This is a genomic window from Arthrobacter sp. B0316-5-4 (assembly GCF_059090325.1).
In genome coordinates this window covers 184,455-197,716 of sequence record NZ_JBNHFN010000005.1, presented here as the reverse complement: position 1 = coordinate 197,716, position 13,262 = coordinate 184,455, and the positions used below count along the sequence as shown (strand labels likewise).

Here is a 13,262-nt window from a genome sequence, read left to right as displayed (position 1 = left end):
CACGATGAGCACGGACACTTCCCGGCAGGACCGGTTACTCACGGCCGACATCGTTCGGTTCACACGCCGGTCCGCCCGACGCTACAGGCGCAGCCAATCCTCGTGGGGCGACCGCTTCGTGGATGCCTACAGCTGGGGCCTGGGCATTGGCGTTTCCCTGACCATCGCGGCCTCGTTCGTCCTTGCGTTGCGCAACGAGATTGCCAGTAGAGCCTCAACCTCAGGCAGCATCATCCGGGAACAGTGGCTTGTCCTACCGGAACCTGTACTGTGGACCTGCCTGACCTTCGTTGTCCTGCTCGCCGTGGGAAACCTCGCCAGGAAGCTTGGCCCCTTGGCGGTCAATGGGCCGGAGAGCTCGTGGTGGCTCCCCCTTCCGCTGGACCGCCGGCCCATGGTCCTGCCTCCATTCCTCCGCAAGGCGGCGCTTACCGCAGCTGGATCCGTGCTCGCCTACGTGCCGTTCAGCATGGTGACAGCCGTTGACCGGGGCCCCTTGGAGCACTTTTGGGCTGCGCTCACCTTCGGGGCGGCTGCTGTCATCGCGGTGGTCCTGGCGGCCGCCCAGCAGCTCGGTTTGCTGGGTCGATGGAGCGGTCGCATGGTCACCGCGGTAATACTTGCCGCGTGCTCGGCCGCCACCTTGATGTCGGCCTCTCCATGGCCCACGGCGTTCGCCGCCGTCGTCGCCGTTGGGCTCTTAGCCGTGGTGGGGACGCGCGCCGGTGAGGTCCCCGGTGAGGAGCTGGTGCGGGGCGGGGCCGTCGCCGGGCATGCCGGCGCATCGCTGTTCATGATGGATTCCAACGAGGTACTCCGCGCCCTTGGTGCCGGACGGAAAAAGGTCGACGGCGGCCGTGCGGCCAGGTTCTACACGCGCCCGCCGCGTAGCCCGCTCGGGGCGCTGATCCGGGCCGATATTGTGGCTTTCCTCAGGCTGAACCCGCCACTGGTCCCACCGATCATGTGGCTTGCAGGCACCATTGCGATACTCCTGGTGGAGGGCGGGCTTCCCGAGTTCGTCCAACTGGCCGTGCTGGTCATCGCCGGCTGCGCCACGGCTTCGGGCATGGGCACGGTGGCGCGCAGGACGGCCATGGTTCCGGAAATCGACGCGCTGTTGCCGATTCACGCGGCACTGGTACGGACCAGCCGCATGCTCATGCCGTGCGCCGCGATGGCCGTGTGGATGGGCATGCTGAGCGGGGTCCTGGTTTTCCTCGGTGCAGCCAATCCCGCGTTGATCGGAGTGGGCGCCATGGCAGGAATCGGCATGGGAGCGGGCAGTATCCGCGCGGCAATCCGCACACAGCCCGACTGGTCCGCGCCACCGGTGGAGACCCCCTTTGGTCCGGTCCCCCGCGCCCAGCTGGGATCCTTGCTCCGCGGGCTGGACGTGACCGTCCTGGCCATGATTCCGCTCATGGTGGCTTTGTACCTCGGGTACGTACCGTCACTCGTGGCCGTTGTGCAGCTGGTGTTCAGTGCCGGCATAGTCCTGGTGGTTGCGCTATCCCGCCCCAAGCACGCCTGAACGAATCACTACAGGAGCACAGTGCCCTCGATGCAAGTGGCCGAGGCCCCGCCAACCCAAATTTCGCCGTCTTCCGCCTTGACGTGGATGCGTCCGGCGCGGCCCAACACGGTGCCCTGAGCCGCCGTGTACTCGTCCGGCGCGCGCCCGCTGCCAATCAGCCACTGGGCTGCGCCCGCGTTGAAACTGCCCGTCACCGGGTCCTCGGTCATCGCGTCGTGGGCGATAAAAGTCCGGACTTCAAAATCGACGTCGGAACCCGCCTCATGCGGGCCGATCACGCCCACCTTCAAGTCACCCATTGCTGCGAAATCAGGCTCGATGTTCAAAACCTGCCCGGCCGATTCCAGGAGCACGCCGATCCACGCCGGGCCGTTGACCAGCCACGACGTATCCAGCAGCGCTTCCTCCGGTAGCCGCAAACCGGCGGCAAGCTGCGCGCGAACATCGTCCGATACCGGCCCAAAGCGCGTCAGCGGCGGCGCAGCAAAAGCCAACCGACCGGCGTCGTGCTTCACCCGGACCAAACCAGCGCCGCACTCCTGGACCACCACGCCGTCCGTCTTGGGCACTCCCCCGGCTTGGAGCCAGGTGTGCGCAGACCCCAGGGTGGGGTGCCCGGCAAAGGGGAACTCCTCGCTACCCGTGAATCCGCACCTTGTAGTCGGCAGCGGGGTCGCTGGGCGGGAGGAGGAACGTGGTCTCGGAAAGATTGGTCCAGTTGGCGAAGTGCTGCATGGTCTCGCCGCTGAGCCCTTCCGCATCCACGACCACGGCGAGGGGGTTGCCGAGGTAAGGCCGGTCGGAGAAGACGTCGACTTGATGGAACGGTCGGTTACGGGGGGCTTCGGAAGTCACTGGTGCAGGCTATCACCGGGTGCTGGCCGGTCCACGCCACGTCTGGGAGACTACGGGAATGGCAGAGAACAAGACACAGCCCACGGACGTCTCCGTGGAAGATTTCCTGGCGGCGGTGGAGCATCCCGAGCGGCGGAAAGACGGCTTGGAGCTGCTGGACATGATGCGCCGGGCCACCGGCCAGGAAGCGGTGATGTGGGGGCCAACGATCGTAGGTTTCGGCAGCTACCACTACAAGTACAGCAGCGGGCGCGAAGGCGACGCTGCCGCCGTCGGGTTTTCTCCGCGCAAGGCGAACCTGGTGCTGTACGGACTCACGGACGGACCCGATGCCGACCGCCTGCTGCCGGAACTCGGAAAGTACAAGACCAGTACCGCGTGCCTGTACATCAACAAGCTGGGCGATGTGGACCGCGATGTCCTCGCCGAGATGATCCGCAGTGGGTACCACCACACCATGACGGAAGTACACACCCCGTAAACCCCCTCCGAGGTTTTGGGGAACAGAAAACCCCCACCTCCGGAAACCGGAAGCGGGGGCCTTCTTTGCAGTCAGGGACTACTTGCTGGCTACGACCTCGAGGTCGATGACAGCGGAAACGTCCTCGTGCAGGCGAACGTTGGCCTGGTACGAACCGACAGACTTGATGTGGTTCGGCAGTTCAACGTTGCGCTTGTCGATGGAGCCGAGGCCAGCGGCCTCAACAGCAGCAGCGACATCAGCAGGCTTGACGGTGCCGAAGAGACGACCGGACTCGCCGGCCTTCACCTCGAGCTTGACCTTCTTGGAGGACAGTGCCTGAGCCTGGGCCTGTGCAGCTTCAACGGAAGCGTGCGCACGAGCAGCGCGTGCAGCCTTGATGGACTCAACCTGCTTCTCGCCACCCTTGGACCAGGTCAGGGCGAAGCCGCGGGGCAGCAGGAAGTTACGTGCGTAACCGTCCTTGACCTCGACAACGTCGCCAGCAGCACCGAGACCGGTTACTTCGTGGGTCAGAATGAGCTTTGCCATGTTAGTTAATCCCTTCCCTTAGCCGCGGCCAGCGCCGGAGTAAGGCAGCAGAGCAACTTCGCGGGCGTTCTTGATTGCCTGGGCGATCTTGCGCTGTTCCTGAACGGTAACGCCAGTGACGCGACGAGCGCGGATCTTTCCGCGGTCGGAGATGAACTTGCGCAGCAGTGCTACGTCCTTGTAGTCGATGACAGTGATGTCAGCGGCCTTCAAGGGGTTGGACTTTGGTTTGGGCTTACGGAGTTCAGCCTTAGCCATCGTGGAGCTCCTTTTCTATGGAGCCCGTGGATATTGATCCACGGGATGGTGGTGTTCGACGGCGGTGATCGCCAAGGTGCCTTTCGGCAGTCCCGGTGAGCGACCGGCGTCGGACGTTTATGTGATGTTTAGAAGGGGGGTTCGGAATCCGGGCCGTTGCCCCAACCGCCGCCTGCATTGCTGACCCCGGGCGTGGCCCAAGGATCATCCTGCTGTGCGGGCTGGTTGTTGCCGCCCCAGTTTCCACCGGAGTTGCCGCCACCCTGGTTTCCACCAGGAGCGCCACCTCCAAAGCCACCGGAATTACCGGCGTTACCGCCACCGAAGCCACCCTGGCCACCGCCGGAGCGCTGGGTACGGTTGACTTTGGCGTTGGCGTAACGCAGGCTGGGGCCGATTTCGTCGACCTCAAGCTCGATAACGGTGCGCTTCTCGCCTTCTTTGGTTTCGTAAGAACGGCTCTTCAAACGGCCGGAAACGATGACGCGCATACCCTTTGTCAGGGATTCGGCCACGTTCTCGGCTGCTTCGCGCCATACCGATGCGCGGAGGAACAGGGTTTCCCCGTCCTTCCACTCATTGGACTGGCGGTCAAAGGTCCGGGGAGTAGAAGCGATGGTGAAGTTCGCTACTGCTGAGCCAGACGGGGTGAACCGCAGCTCGGGGTCATTGGTGAGATTACCGATGACCGTAATAGTGGTTTCGCCTGCCATCTACTGCCTCCTTGTTCGTTCCTGCGGGGTAAAGATCTGAAAGGGGCTGATTACTCAGCAACAACCTTCTGGTCTTCAGGGCGGATGATCTTGGTGCGCATGATCGTCTCGTTGAGAGACAGCTGGCGATCAAGTTCCTTGGCGGTAGCCGGAGCAGCGGTAAAGTTCACCACGGCGTAGATACCTTCGGACTTCTTCTTGATGTCGTACGCCAGACGGCGACGGCCCCAGATGTCTACCTTTTCGATGGTTCCACCATCGGTGGTGATGACATTGAGGAACTTCTGAAGCGACGACTCTACGGTACGCTCTTCGACCTCGGGGTCGATGATTACCATCAATTCGTAAGGACGCATATGTGAACCCACCTCCTTTGGGCTAAGCGGTTACGGTATTTCCGTAACAGGAGGTTCATTTGCGATGCCGTGCCAGCTCCCCACCGAAAATTCCGGGGGAGGGCGTAACACAGACTTCAATATCTTAGTGCATCTCCTGCACTCAAAGCTATTCGGCGGCATCCTCACCGGAAACCAGGAAGCTGCGCTATGTGGATAACGCCGGTCCATAGGCAGTGAATACTGGATCCATGACCGTCCTGAAGCCGATTGTCCTCTTCGTTTTGGCCGCCGTCGCAGAGATCGGCGGAGCCTGGCTGATCTGGCAGGCCGTTCGTGAAGGACGGGCTTGGTGGTGGGCCGGGCTGGGGATCATTGCCCTGGGAATCTACGGTTTCTTCGCGGCCTTTCAACCGGACGCCCACTTCGGCCGGGTCCTTGCCGCGTACGGCGGCGTGTTCATCGCCGGCTCTCTCGCGTGGGGCATGTTGGTTGACGGCTTCCGACCCGACCGCTGGGATGTCATCGGCGCCGCGATCTGCCTTGTGGGAGTGGGCGTGATCATGTTCGCACCCCGGCCGGGCGCGTAGGTGCAAGCCGGCATGGAACGACAAAACCCCCGGTCCGAAGACCGGGGGTTCATTGTGCGCGGAGGGGGACTTGAACCCCCACCCCCTTTCGAGGACTAGCACCTCAAGCTAGCGCGTCTGCCATTCCGCCACCCGCGCAAGGTGATCAGGAGAAACAGTGTTTCGTTTTTCTCCTCGACAGCGACAAAGACACTAACACGAGGAACGGCAATACGTGGATTCCTGGTCGCCGGAGGCATGGCGTGACGCAAACCGGCGCCCGCTAACTAAAGTGGGCAGATGAGCAACGTCAGAGTCCGACGCAGCAGGTTGCGCTTCCTGGTCATGATGATCGCTGGAGCCGCAGCTGTCATCGCCACGGGAAGCACAGGCAATTGGGTGGATGCCCCGGCAGTCGGATGGGCGACGGCCGCGCTCATCTACGTCGTGTGGGTGTGGCTGGTGATAGGCCGCATGGACCCCGATGACACACGCCAGCATGCCACCAGCGAAGACCCGTCCCGCGGCGTCACTGACCTTCTGATCCTGATCGCGAACCTCGCCAGCATCGCCGCTGCGGCCGCCGTGATCGTCAATTCCCACGCTGAGGGCGCCACTACCCGCCTGTACTCAGGGGCGCTTGCGTTGGTCTGCGTAGCCTTGTCCTGGATGCTCGTCCAGACCCTTTTCACGTTGCGCTATGCCGAGCTCTACTACAGCCCTGAACCGGAAGCCGGAGGTGCGGTGGGTGGCATCGGCTTCAACCAGGACAGGCCACCCCAGTACACGGATTTTGCCTACCTCGCCACCAGCTTGGGCATGACCTACCAGGTCTCGGACACCAACCTGGGCAACCACCGGATCCGGGTCGAGGCGTTGAAGCACAGCCTGCTGTCCTACCTGTTCGGCACGGTCATCCTGGCAGTGACCATCAACCTGGTCATCGGGCTGGCCCAGTAGGCCACCCGGACTTCCGTTAACCACGCAGTGGGGCAGCCGCCGTCGTATATTGACGGCGGCTGCCCCACTGCGTAAAGACGTTTACGACGCCGGTCCGGAACCGATGTCTGCGCGCTCGGCTTCCGTGGTGGTCGCCACGGCCCCGGTGGCACCACGCTTACGGTACCGCCACACGCCGATAGCCACGACTACTGCGGCCAGTCCCAGCGAGAGGAACAGCGACTCGCGCGTGGATTCGATGATGACCATGCCAATGATGAGGGCCACGATGGCGGCGATGGCAATCCAGGTGAGGTAGGGGAAGAACCACATCTTGAGTTCCAGGTCCTTGGCGGCCGCGCCCATGCGGCGGCGAAGAATCAGCTGCGACGCCGAAATAACCAACCACACGAACAGCGCAATGGCACCGGAAGTGTTCACCAGGAACAGGAACACGGTGTCCGGAGCAATGTAGTTGAGGCCTACGGTGACGAAGCCGACCACGGTGGATGCCAGTACTGCTGCGGCCGGGACGCCCCGCTTGGAGATCTTCATCCAGGACTTGGGGGCGTCGCCTCGCTGCGAGAGCGAGAACAGCATGCGGCTTGCCGTGTACAGGCCAGAGTTCAAGCAGGAGAGCACGGAAGTGAGGACGACGATGTCCATGATGGTGCCGGCGCCCGGAATCCCGTAAAGCTCAATGACTGCAACGTAGGGGCTCTTGGCAACGGAGGCGTCGTTCCATGGCAGGAGGGTGACCACTATGGCGATGGAGCCGATGTAGAAGATCAGGATGCGCCATACGGTGGATTTCACGGCCTTCTTGACGGCGTCCACGGGGTTCTCGGATTCACCAGCTGCGATGGTGGCGATTTCCGCCCCGAAGAAGGAGAAGACCACCACGAGGATGCCCGCCAGGACGGCGCCGGGGCCGTTGGGCATGAACCCACCCTGGTCCAGGAGGTTGCTCACGCCCGGCGCGGATACGCCCGGCATCAGCCCGAGGATCGCAGCAATGCCGGCCAGGAGGAAGATGACAATGGCGGCGACCTTGATGGAGGCGAACCAGAATTCGAATTCTCCGTAGGACTTCACGGAACCGAGGTTGGTCAGTGTCAGCAGGACCATGAGCACCAATGCCCAGACCCACTGATCGACGCCGGGAACCCAGCGGTGCATGATGGCGGCACCCGCCGTCGCTTCGATACCGAGGACAATGATCCAGAACCACGCATACAGCCAGCCAATACTGAAGCCCGCCCAGCGGCCAAGGGCCTTATCTGCGTATGTGGAAAACGAGCCTGTCTCTGGATTCGCCGCAGCCATTTCGCCGAGCATGCGCATGACGAGGATGACCACCAGGCCTGCGGCCAGGTAGGCCACGAGGATTCCCGGGCCAGCCTGTTGGATGGCAGCTCCGGAGCCAACGAACAAGCCGGCTCCGATGACGCCGGCGATGGCGATCATGGAGAGGTGTCGGGGCTTCAGGGACTTCGATAGTTGTTGGTCAGCGTGCATGGATCGGCGCCGTCCTTCAGGTCTTAGGGGTTGGCCACCGTGGTGTGCCACGGGCCACATGACTAAATCACGCTAACCTGCTACACCGGCACCTATCCTGTGCAAGCAAACAATTTGCGATCTCCGAAAACGGAGCGATGCACAAAATGTAAACCTTGAGGCATCGAATGTTTCCTCAAGGAAACATCTGCAACACCCTTGAAATGACTGCTTGAGGCTTTGACTTAGACGGTGGTCCCAAAGAACAATTGCGAAACCGTCGCCAGGCTCTTGGGATCCTCCACGCCGCAGAGCTCGCGCGCGGAGTGCATGGACAACAGGGGAATGCCCACGTCCACGGTCCTGATGCCGAGCCGGGTGGCCGTGAGCGGACCGATCGTAGAACCGCACGGCAGGTCGTTGTTTGACACGTATTCCTGGTACGGGACGTTGGACTCCTTGCACAGCCGGGCCCACAGGGCGGCACCGGTGGCATCTGTCGCGTACCGCTGATTGGCGTTGATCTTCAACAAAGGACCGCCGTTGAGCACTGGCCTGTTGGCGGGATCGTGCTTTTCCGCGTAGTTCGGGTGGACGGCGTGGCCCGCGTCGGCGGACACGCAGAACGACGCCGCCAGGGCCTGGCGCCGCTGGCTCACCGAAGCACCGAGTCCGTCGGAGATGCGCACCAGGATGTCCTCCAGGATGGGTCCGCAGGCACCTGAGCGGGAGTTGGACCCGATCTCTTCATGGTCGAAGGCTGCAAGGACGGCGATCGGGCCGCCACTCGGGCCGGCCGCAGCATGCCCTATCAAGGCCACCAGGCCAGCGTGTGTGGAGGAAAGGTTATCCATGCGCCCTGAAGCGAAGAACTCACCCTTGGCCCCGAAAACCGCGGGGGCCTGCGTGTCTGCCACCACGACGTCGTATCCGCCGATGTCCGCGGCATCAACGGTGGCGCCCTCAACGCGTTCGGCCAGCAGTGCCAGGAGATCCTCACCTGCAGGGTCTCCCTGACCGAAGACGGGGTTCATGTGCTGCTGCTTGGACAGGTGCAGGCCGTTGTCGTTGACCCCACGGTCCAGGTGGATGGCCAACTGGGGGAAGCGCAGAAGGGGTCCCGTGGCGGTGAGGTGCTGCGTGCCGTCGTGCAGTACCAATCGGCCTGCGAGCTGCAGTTCGCGGTCCAGCCAGGAGTTCAAGAGCGGTCCGCCATAAACCTCGACGCCGGCCTGCAACCACCCAAACTTCCCCGTGGTGGGCTTTGGCTTGAGCTTGAAGGAGGGCGAGTCGGTGTGTGCACCCAGGATGTTGAATCCCGTGGTGGGGCCGGCATTTTCGGGAGTAACCCACGCGATGAGTGCGCCGTCGCGGATCACGTAGAACTTGCCAGCGCCCCCATCCCACGGCTGCAGTTCATCCAGGGACGTAAAGCCGGCATCGTCCAGCCGTCGCGCGGCCTCGTGCACGGCGTGGAAGCTGGAGGGAGACGCCGAAACGTAAGCGCCAAGGTCCTCGATGTGGTCAACTGCGGCGGAGGCATTCGAAGGCATGCCCCCGAGTCTAGCCCCGCTTAGGACGACAGCCGGGCTAGACGGTGACGTTCAGCGCGGCCGTATAGCCGCCGGCCACTGAACCGGAAATAGTCGCCAGTTGGTATATGCCGCCGTCGTCACCAAAGACGTTGTCCGAGGTCAGCGAGGTCTTGGGGAAATTCTGCGCGCTGGATTCATAGCCCTCCGTGGCGTACACCTCCTTGCATGCCTTCTCGGTGAGGGCGATCTGTGAGACCGCCAGCACCCTTCCCGCCGCCGAGGTATTGCTCATCGATTCGAATACCTCAAAGTGAATATGTGGCCAGCGACCGCTGTACGCGCCAGGGTAGATGGTGCTGAAGGTGAGTTGGCCGTTGCTGTCTGCCTCCTGCACGCCCCGGAGGTAGTTCTCGTTCTTGAGCCCCGAGTCATAGAGCGAATACTTGCCGTTGCGATCGCAATGCCACACGTACACGGCGGCACCGGCCAGCGGCGAGCATCCGTTGGCGTTATCCAGCAGGGTCAACGTCACCGTCAGCGGGACACCATCAGCCTTCGTCGTGGAGGTGCCGAAGCTCGACCTGATGTCCCGCCTCACAACTCCTGAAGCTTCCAGTACATTCGGACCGTTGGAGCCGTCACCGGGATACGGGCCAAGGGTCTCGTCCGGGATTTCCACCCCGCATTCGGCTAAGGCGCGGGTGACCGTACTGGAAGGTGAGGCGACCGCCGTCGAACTTTCCGTAGCTGTGCCGGTAACAGCGCCCGACGCCGACCCGCCACCGCCGCTGCCGGATTCAGTTCCGGGGGTGCAGGCTGCCAAAGCCGCCGCGGTTCCTGCCCCGAGGAAGACCCCGAGGGTGCGGCGGCGACTCAGGAGGGTGGCGAGGTCGAACTCAAGGCCACGGTCGTGGTTGGGATGCGGAGTAGTCATGTGTCCATGCAACCCGCACCCCCTATGCCTTGTACATGGGGCAACTGTGCAGGGGCTGTGATCTGGTTTCAGAGCTGAAGACACCGAATGTGCACTATGAGCAAATCAATATGCTTGTAATGATCATCACATTGTGCCACTATGGCTCACAGAATCCACATCCACGGAAGGCCCTCCCATGAAGATCCAATTGAAACCAGTGCGGAAGCTCCGCATCCACTGGCCCATCCCGGTCGAAACCATGACTCAACTGGCCGGAGGAAACCTCGCCGCGTTGGAAGCGGACAGCGGCATCTCATCCCTGCTGCAGGCGCTGACGGAGTGCCCCGAGCTGGGCGGCTTCGGGAACTACCACCATGTCTTCGAGTCCTCCGCGGGCTACGAGGGCTTCACCGTTGCTGAGGGCGCGAACCCCACGCTGGGCCGTGTGGGCCAGCGAACCATCTCGCCGACCTTCGTTTTCACCTCCTACTTCGACGACTCGCTGGATGAAGACGACGTTCACCGCCTGGTCCAGCGGATCGTGGACATCCATCCCTGGGAGGTCCCGGTGATCGAAGTGTCCGGACCCCTGAACGTCTCCAGCAGTGTCCTGACCCATGCAGGCGAGAGCCGGATCGCGTCATGACCACGGGACTTTGGCAGGAACTCGCGCCCCTTCTCGGCAACCGAACCTTCACGGACCTCACCCACGCGTTCCATCCCGGCCAGCCCCGGTTTGCCGCTTTCCCGGATGAATCCCGCGAGGCGCTCTTCGATATGGAGAAAGGCGACGGCTTCACAGCCCACCGCTACTCGATAGTGGGCCAATGGGGTACCCACGTGGATCCGCCGTCGCACTTTGTGCGGGGTGGCCGGACCCTGGACCAGATTCCCGTGGACCAGATGGTGCTTCCCCTGGTTGTCCTGGACATCAGCCAGCGCGTGCGCACGGACCCCGATGCCACGCCCACACTGGGCGACATCAAGGATTGGGAATCGCGAAACGGCACCATCCCCGCTGGTTCGTTCGTTGCCCTCCGCACAGGATGGAGCCACCGCTGGCCCGACCCTGAGGCCATGGCCAACAAGGACCAATCCGGAACAAGCCATACTCCCGGCTGGTCGCAAGAGGTCCTTGGATGCCTGATCGAAGAGCGGGGCGTGGCGGCGGTGGGACACGAACAGACAGACACGGACCCTGGCATGCCCACTTCCCGGCAGGACTTCAGCCTGGAAACCTACGTCCTGGCGCAGGACAAATGGCAGATTGAACTTTTGGCGCATCTTGATGGCCTGCCCGAATCCGGTGGCGTACTGGTGGCAAGCTGGGCCAAACCCCTGGGAGGGAGCGGCTTCCCGGCAAGGGTTTTCGCCATCCACTAGGGCTGCGGGTCGCTAGAATCGTTCCATGTCTAAGAGCTCCAGCATGGGCCGCGGGATGATGGCCATCCTCGCGGTGGGGGCGCGCCATGCGCAAGGGCACGACGGCGGTACAGTGGCCGACATCGCGGCCCACCTGGAGAAGGACCGCAGCCAGGTGTCGCGAAGCCTCAAGGGGGCTTTGCAGGAGGGCTTCCTTGCCCGCACCAACAACAGGGAGTACCGCTTGGACTGGTCAGTCCTGGCTGACGCCCAGTTGGTCACCGAGCAACGCCTGAAGACCGACGGACTCACCGCATTGGAGGGCTTGGCCGCCGAAACCAACGAAGCCTGCTTCCTGGGCGTGCTGAGCGGAAACAGTACGGTCACCATTGGCGAGCAAGTACCTGCGAGTGCCAATCTGGTGGGTTCCTGGCTGGGCCGGCCCTATCCGGCCTACTGCAGTGACGCCGGCCAGGCGCTCCTTTGGGATGCACCGGATGAGGAAGTCCGGACGCTCTTCAAGACCGTGGAGTTCGTCAAGCACGGACCTAATACGCCCTCATCCGTTGAGGACTTCCTGGACCGGCTCCACCAAGCCCGGGAACGCGGGTACTCAATTGTTGATGAAGAAGCCGAACCCGGACTCTATTCACTGGCCGCGCCCATCCGCGATTTCAAGAATGAGGTCGTTGCAGCGCTCCAGATCGTCGGCCCCAGGACGCGGGTTGAGCCACTGCGTGAAAGCCATGCCATGGCACTCCGCTCATGGTGCGAGTGGCTGGAAGCGATGGTGGGTGGCCAGGCCACAGCTCCGCACCAGGCCTAGGTCAGTACGGTGCCGTGGGCGCCAAGTGCTTGGGAGGTTTCATGGAGCACCCCGGCGATCTCCGGGGCAGCCTTCTCGATACTGGAACGGTTGCCCAGGACACTGAGGGCGGCAACGATGTTCCCGCCGTCGGACCGCACTGGTACGGCCACTTCCCACACGTCATGCTCGAATTCCTCGGCGGCGACAACAAATCCGCGGGACTTGTCACGGTCCATGAGGTCACGGACTTCCGGCGCGGAATGTGCCGCCGCGGGACCGCCCACACCGATGAAATTCACGTCGCGGAGAAGGGATTCCAGCTCACCGGGCGAGTGATCCCACAGCAAGGCCCTGCCCGCTCCGGTGCACCAGACGGGCGTCACCATACCCGGTTTGGCGTAGCCGCCCGGGAATGAGTTGTTCGTGGATGCGCGCAAGAGGAGGACCCTGACGCCGTCGCGAACGGAGAGCCGTGATCGCAAGCCAAAGGCGGACACCAGCTCCTCCAGCTTTGCCCGTGACTTTTGCACCCAGCCACTGTTGAGCGAAGCTGCCAGGTCCAGGAAGCCCGAGCCCGCGCGGAACGGGCCCCTGTCCACCCGTTCCAACAAGCCAAGATCACACAACTCCTGGGCCAAGCGGGAAACCCTGCTTTGTTCCATGTCCAATTCGGCGGCCAGTTGGGAGACACCCAAAAGCTGACGGCCCTGCTTTTCGCGGTCCGTAATCAGGCGAACGAGGCGAAGACCCTGGGCCAAAGACGACGCTTCGGGTGACGTATCCACAATCCACTCCTTCCACCACGCGCTCACGCCATTCTCACACGGGCGTGTCTGCCGCAAGGATTCGGGCCCCCCACACTGTGTACGGATCTGCGAGTATCCCTGCACCATCAATTCCCCCGTCAGCGCCTTGCGGCCGGACCG

The 13,262-nt window shown here is 62.9% G+C and carries 15 protein-coding genes, 1 tRNA gene and 1 pseudogene; 7 read left to right on the top strand and 10 right to left on the bottom strand.

Annotated features, from left to right (window positions below):
• The first annotated feature begins 4 nt into the window (after positions 1 to 4).
• On the top strand, positions 5 to 1,534 hold the full coding sequence (locus AC5RU9_RS16445; protein ID WP_494017270.1) for a DUF6297 family protein: 1,530 nt from the start codon (positions 5 to 7) through the stop codon (positions 1,532 to 1,534).
• An 8-nt stretch (positions 1,535 to 1,542) separates the two neighbouring features.
• Here AC5RU9_RS16445 and AC5RU9_RS16440 read toward each other — a convergent pair.
• Positions 1,543 to 2,392, bottom strand: a pseudogene (locus AC5RU9_RS16440) (PhzF family phenazine biosynthesis protein).
• 58 nt (positions 2,393 to 2,450) lie between these two features.
• Here AC5RU9_RS16440 and AC5RU9_RS16435 point away from each other — a divergent pair.
• Positions 2,451 to 2,873, top strand: a complete 423-nt coding sequence (locus AC5RU9_RS16435; RefSeq protein ID WP_494017269.1) for a DUF1801 domain-containing protein — start codon at positions 2,451 to 2,453, stop codon at positions 2,871 to 2,873.
• A 78-nt stretch (positions 2,874 to 2,951) separates the two neighbouring features.
• Here the strand turns inward: AC5RU9_RS16435 and rplI are convergent, their stop codons facing one another.
• The 4 genes from rplI to rpsF form a co-directional block, all read right to left on the bottom strand.
• Positions 2,952 to 3,404 (bottom strand): 50S ribosomal protein L9, encoded by a 453-nt coding sequence (rplI, locus tag AC5RU9_RS16430; protein ID WP_211710215.1) that lies wholly within the window; start codon positions 3,402 to 3,404, stop codon positions 2,952 to 2,954.
• 18 nt (positions 3,405 to 3,422) lie between these two features.
• Positions 3,423 to 3,662: a 30S ribosomal protein S18 gene (rpsR, locus tag AC5RU9_RS16425; protein WP_003800144.1), complete on the bottom strand. Its 240-nt coding sequence runs from the start codon at positions 3,660 to 3,662 to the stop codon at positions 3,423 to 3,425.
• A 128-nt stretch (positions 3,663 to 3,790) separates the two neighbouring features.
• Positions 3,791 to 4,375: a single-stranded DNA-binding protein gene (locus AC5RU9_RS16420; RefSeq protein ID WP_211710216.1), complete on the bottom strand. Its 585-nt coding sequence runs from the start codon at positions 4,373 to 4,375 to the stop codon at positions 3,791 to 3,793.
• Between the two features lie 50 nt (positions 4,376 to 4,425).
• Entirely contained in the window at positions 4,426 to 4,731 is a 306-nt protein-coding gene (rpsF, locus tag AC5RU9_RS16415) for a 30S ribosomal protein S6 (protein WP_011776755.1), read from the bottom strand.
• Positions 4,732 to 4,961: 230 nt separating this feature from the next.
• Between rpsF and AC5RU9_RS16410 the strand changes: the two genes are divergently transcribed.
• Positions 4,962 to 5,300 carry a YnfA family protein gene (locus AC5RU9_RS16410; protein ID WP_211710218.1) on the top strand — a complete coding sequence of 113 codons (339 nt, stop codon included), beginning with the start codon at positions 4,962 to 4,964 and terminating at the stop codon, positions 5,298 to 5,300.
• Between the two features lie 55 nt (positions 5,301 to 5,355).
• On the opposite strand, the gene AC5RU9_RS16405 is transcribed toward AC5RU9_RS16410, so the two are convergent.
• Positions 5,356 to 5,438, bottom strand: a tRNA-Leu gene (locus AC5RU9_RS16405).
• A 141-nt stretch (positions 5,439 to 5,579) separates the two neighbouring features.
• On the opposite strand from AC5RU9_RS16405, the gene AC5RU9_RS16400 reads away from it, so the two are divergent.
• Positions 5,580 to 6,239, top strand: coding sequence for a DUF1345 domain-containing protein (locus AC5RU9_RS16400; protein WP_494017268.1), 660 nt, complete (start codon positions 5,580 to 5,582; stop codon positions 6,237 to 6,239).
• 81 nt (positions 6,240 to 6,320) lie between these two features.
• On the opposite strand, the gene AC5RU9_RS16395 is transcribed toward AC5RU9_RS16400, so the two are convergent.
• The 3 genes from AC5RU9_RS16395 to AC5RU9_RS16385 all read right to left on the bottom strand — a co-directional run bounded on the left by AC5RU9_RS16395 (position 6,321) and on the right by AC5RU9_RS16385 (position 10,184).
• On the bottom strand, positions 6,321 to 7,736 hold the full coding sequence (locus tag AC5RU9_RS16395; protein WP_494017267.1) for an amino acid permease: 1,416 nt from the start codon (positions 7,734 to 7,736) through the stop codon (positions 6,321 to 6,323).
• Between the two features lie 224 nt (positions 7,737 to 7,960).
• Positions 7,961 to 9,268, bottom strand: a complete 1,308-nt coding sequence (locus AC5RU9_RS16390) for a M18 family aminopeptidase (protein ID WP_494017266.1) — start codon at positions 9,266 to 9,268, stop codon at positions 7,961 to 7,963.
• A 37-nt stretch (positions 9,269 to 9,305) separates the two neighbouring features.
• A complete protein-coding gene (locus tag AC5RU9_RS16385) occupies positions 9,306 to 10,184 on the bottom strand; it encodes an intradiol ring-cleavage dioxygenase (protein ID WP_494017265.1) in 879 nt (292 codons plus the stop codon).
• Positions 10,185 to 10,362: 178 nt separating this feature from the next.
• Between AC5RU9_RS16385 and AC5RU9_RS16380 the strand changes: the two genes are divergently transcribed.
• Genes AC5RU9_RS16380 through AC5RU9_RS16370 form a run of 3 tightly spaced genes read left to right on the top strand, consistent with a single transcriptional unit; the run spans position 10,363 to position 12,354 of the window.
• Entirely contained in the window at positions 10,363 to 10,812 is a 450-nt protein-coding gene (locus tag AC5RU9_RS16380; RefSeq protein WP_494017264.1) for a hypothetical protein, read from the top strand.
• Positions 10,809 to 11,549 carry a cyclase family protein gene (locus AC5RU9_RS16375; protein WP_494017263.1) on the top strand — a complete coding sequence of 247 codons (741 nt, stop codon included), beginning with the start codon at positions 10,809 to 10,811 and terminating at the stop codon, positions 11,547 to 11,549. Before AC5RU9_RS16380 ends, AC5RU9_RS16375 begins: the two co-directional genes overlap by 4 nt.
• Before the next feature lie 25 nt (positions 11,550 to 11,574).
• A complete protein-coding gene (locus AC5RU9_RS16370; RefSeq protein ID WP_494017262.1) occupies positions 11,575 to 12,354 on the top strand; it encodes an IclR family transcriptional regulator in 780 nt (259 codons plus the stop codon).
• Here the strand turns inward: AC5RU9_RS16370 and AC5RU9_RS16365 are convergent.
• Entirely contained in the window at positions 12,351 to 13,121 is a 771-nt protein-coding gene (locus tag AC5RU9_RS16365; protein ID WP_494017261.1) for an IclR family transcriptional regulator, read from the bottom strand. The genes AC5RU9_RS16370 and AC5RU9_RS16365 overlap by 4 nt on opposite strands.
• Positions 13,122 to 13,262 lie beyond the last annotated feature (141 nt).

Excerpts from the sequence above, each read along its gene's own strand:
- AC5RU9_RS16445 (WP_494017270.1), top strand. The coding sequence starts at position 5 with ATGAGCACGGACACTTCCCGGCAGGACCGGTTACTCACGGCCGACATC.
- AC5RU9_RS16435 (WP_494017269.1), top strand. The coding sequence starts at position 2,451 with ATGGCAGAGAACAAGACACAGCCCACGGACGTCTCCGTGGAAGATTTC.
- rplI (WP_211710215.1), bottom strand. The coding sequence starts at position 3,404 with ATGGCAAAGCTCATTCTGACCCACGAAGTAACCGGTCTCGGTGCTGCT.
- rpsR (WP_003800144.1), bottom strand. The coding sequence starts at position 3,662 with ATGGCTAAGGCTGAACTCCGTAAGCCCAAACCAAAGTCCAACCCCTTG.
- AC5RU9_RS16420 (WP_211710216.1), bottom strand. The coding sequence starts at position 4,375 with ATGGCAGGCGAAACCACTATTACGGTCATCGGTAATCTCACCAATGAC.
- rpsF (WP_011776755.1), bottom strand. The coding sequence starts at position 4,731 with ATGCGTCCTTACGAATTGATGGTAATCATCGACCCCGAGGTCGAAGAG.
- AC5RU9_RS16410 (WP_211710218.1), top strand. The coding sequence starts at position 4,962 with ATGACCGTCCTGAAGCCGATTGTCCTCTTCGTTTTGGCCGCCGTCGCA.
- AC5RU9_RS16400 (WP_494017268.1), top strand. The coding sequence starts at position 5,580 with ATGAGCAACGTCAGAGTCCGACGCAGCAGGTTGCGCTTCCTGGTCATG.
- AC5RU9_RS16395 (WP_494017267.1), bottom strand. The coding sequence starts at position 7,736 with ATGCACGCTGACCAACAACTATCGAAGTCCCTGAAGCCCCGACACCTC.
- AC5RU9_RS16390 (WP_494017266.1), bottom strand. The coding sequence starts at position 9,268 with ATGCCTTCGAATGCCTCCGCCGCAGTTGACCACATCGAGGACCTTGGC.
- AC5RU9_RS16385 (WP_494017265.1), bottom strand. The coding sequence starts at position 10,184 with ATGACTACTCCGCATCCCAACCACGACCGTGGCCTTGAGTTCGACCTC.
- AC5RU9_RS16380 (WP_494017264.1), top strand. The coding sequence starts at position 10,363 with ATGAAGATCCAATTGAAACCAGTGCGGAAGCTCCGCATCCACTGGCCC.
- AC5RU9_RS16375 (WP_494017263.1), top strand. The coding sequence starts at position 10,809 with ATGACCACGGGACTTTGGCAGGAACTCGCGCCCCTTCTCGGCAACCGA.
- AC5RU9_RS16370 (WP_494017262.1), top strand. The coding sequence starts at position 11,575 with ATGTCTAAGAGCTCCAGCATGGGCCGCGGGATGATGGCCATCCTCGCG.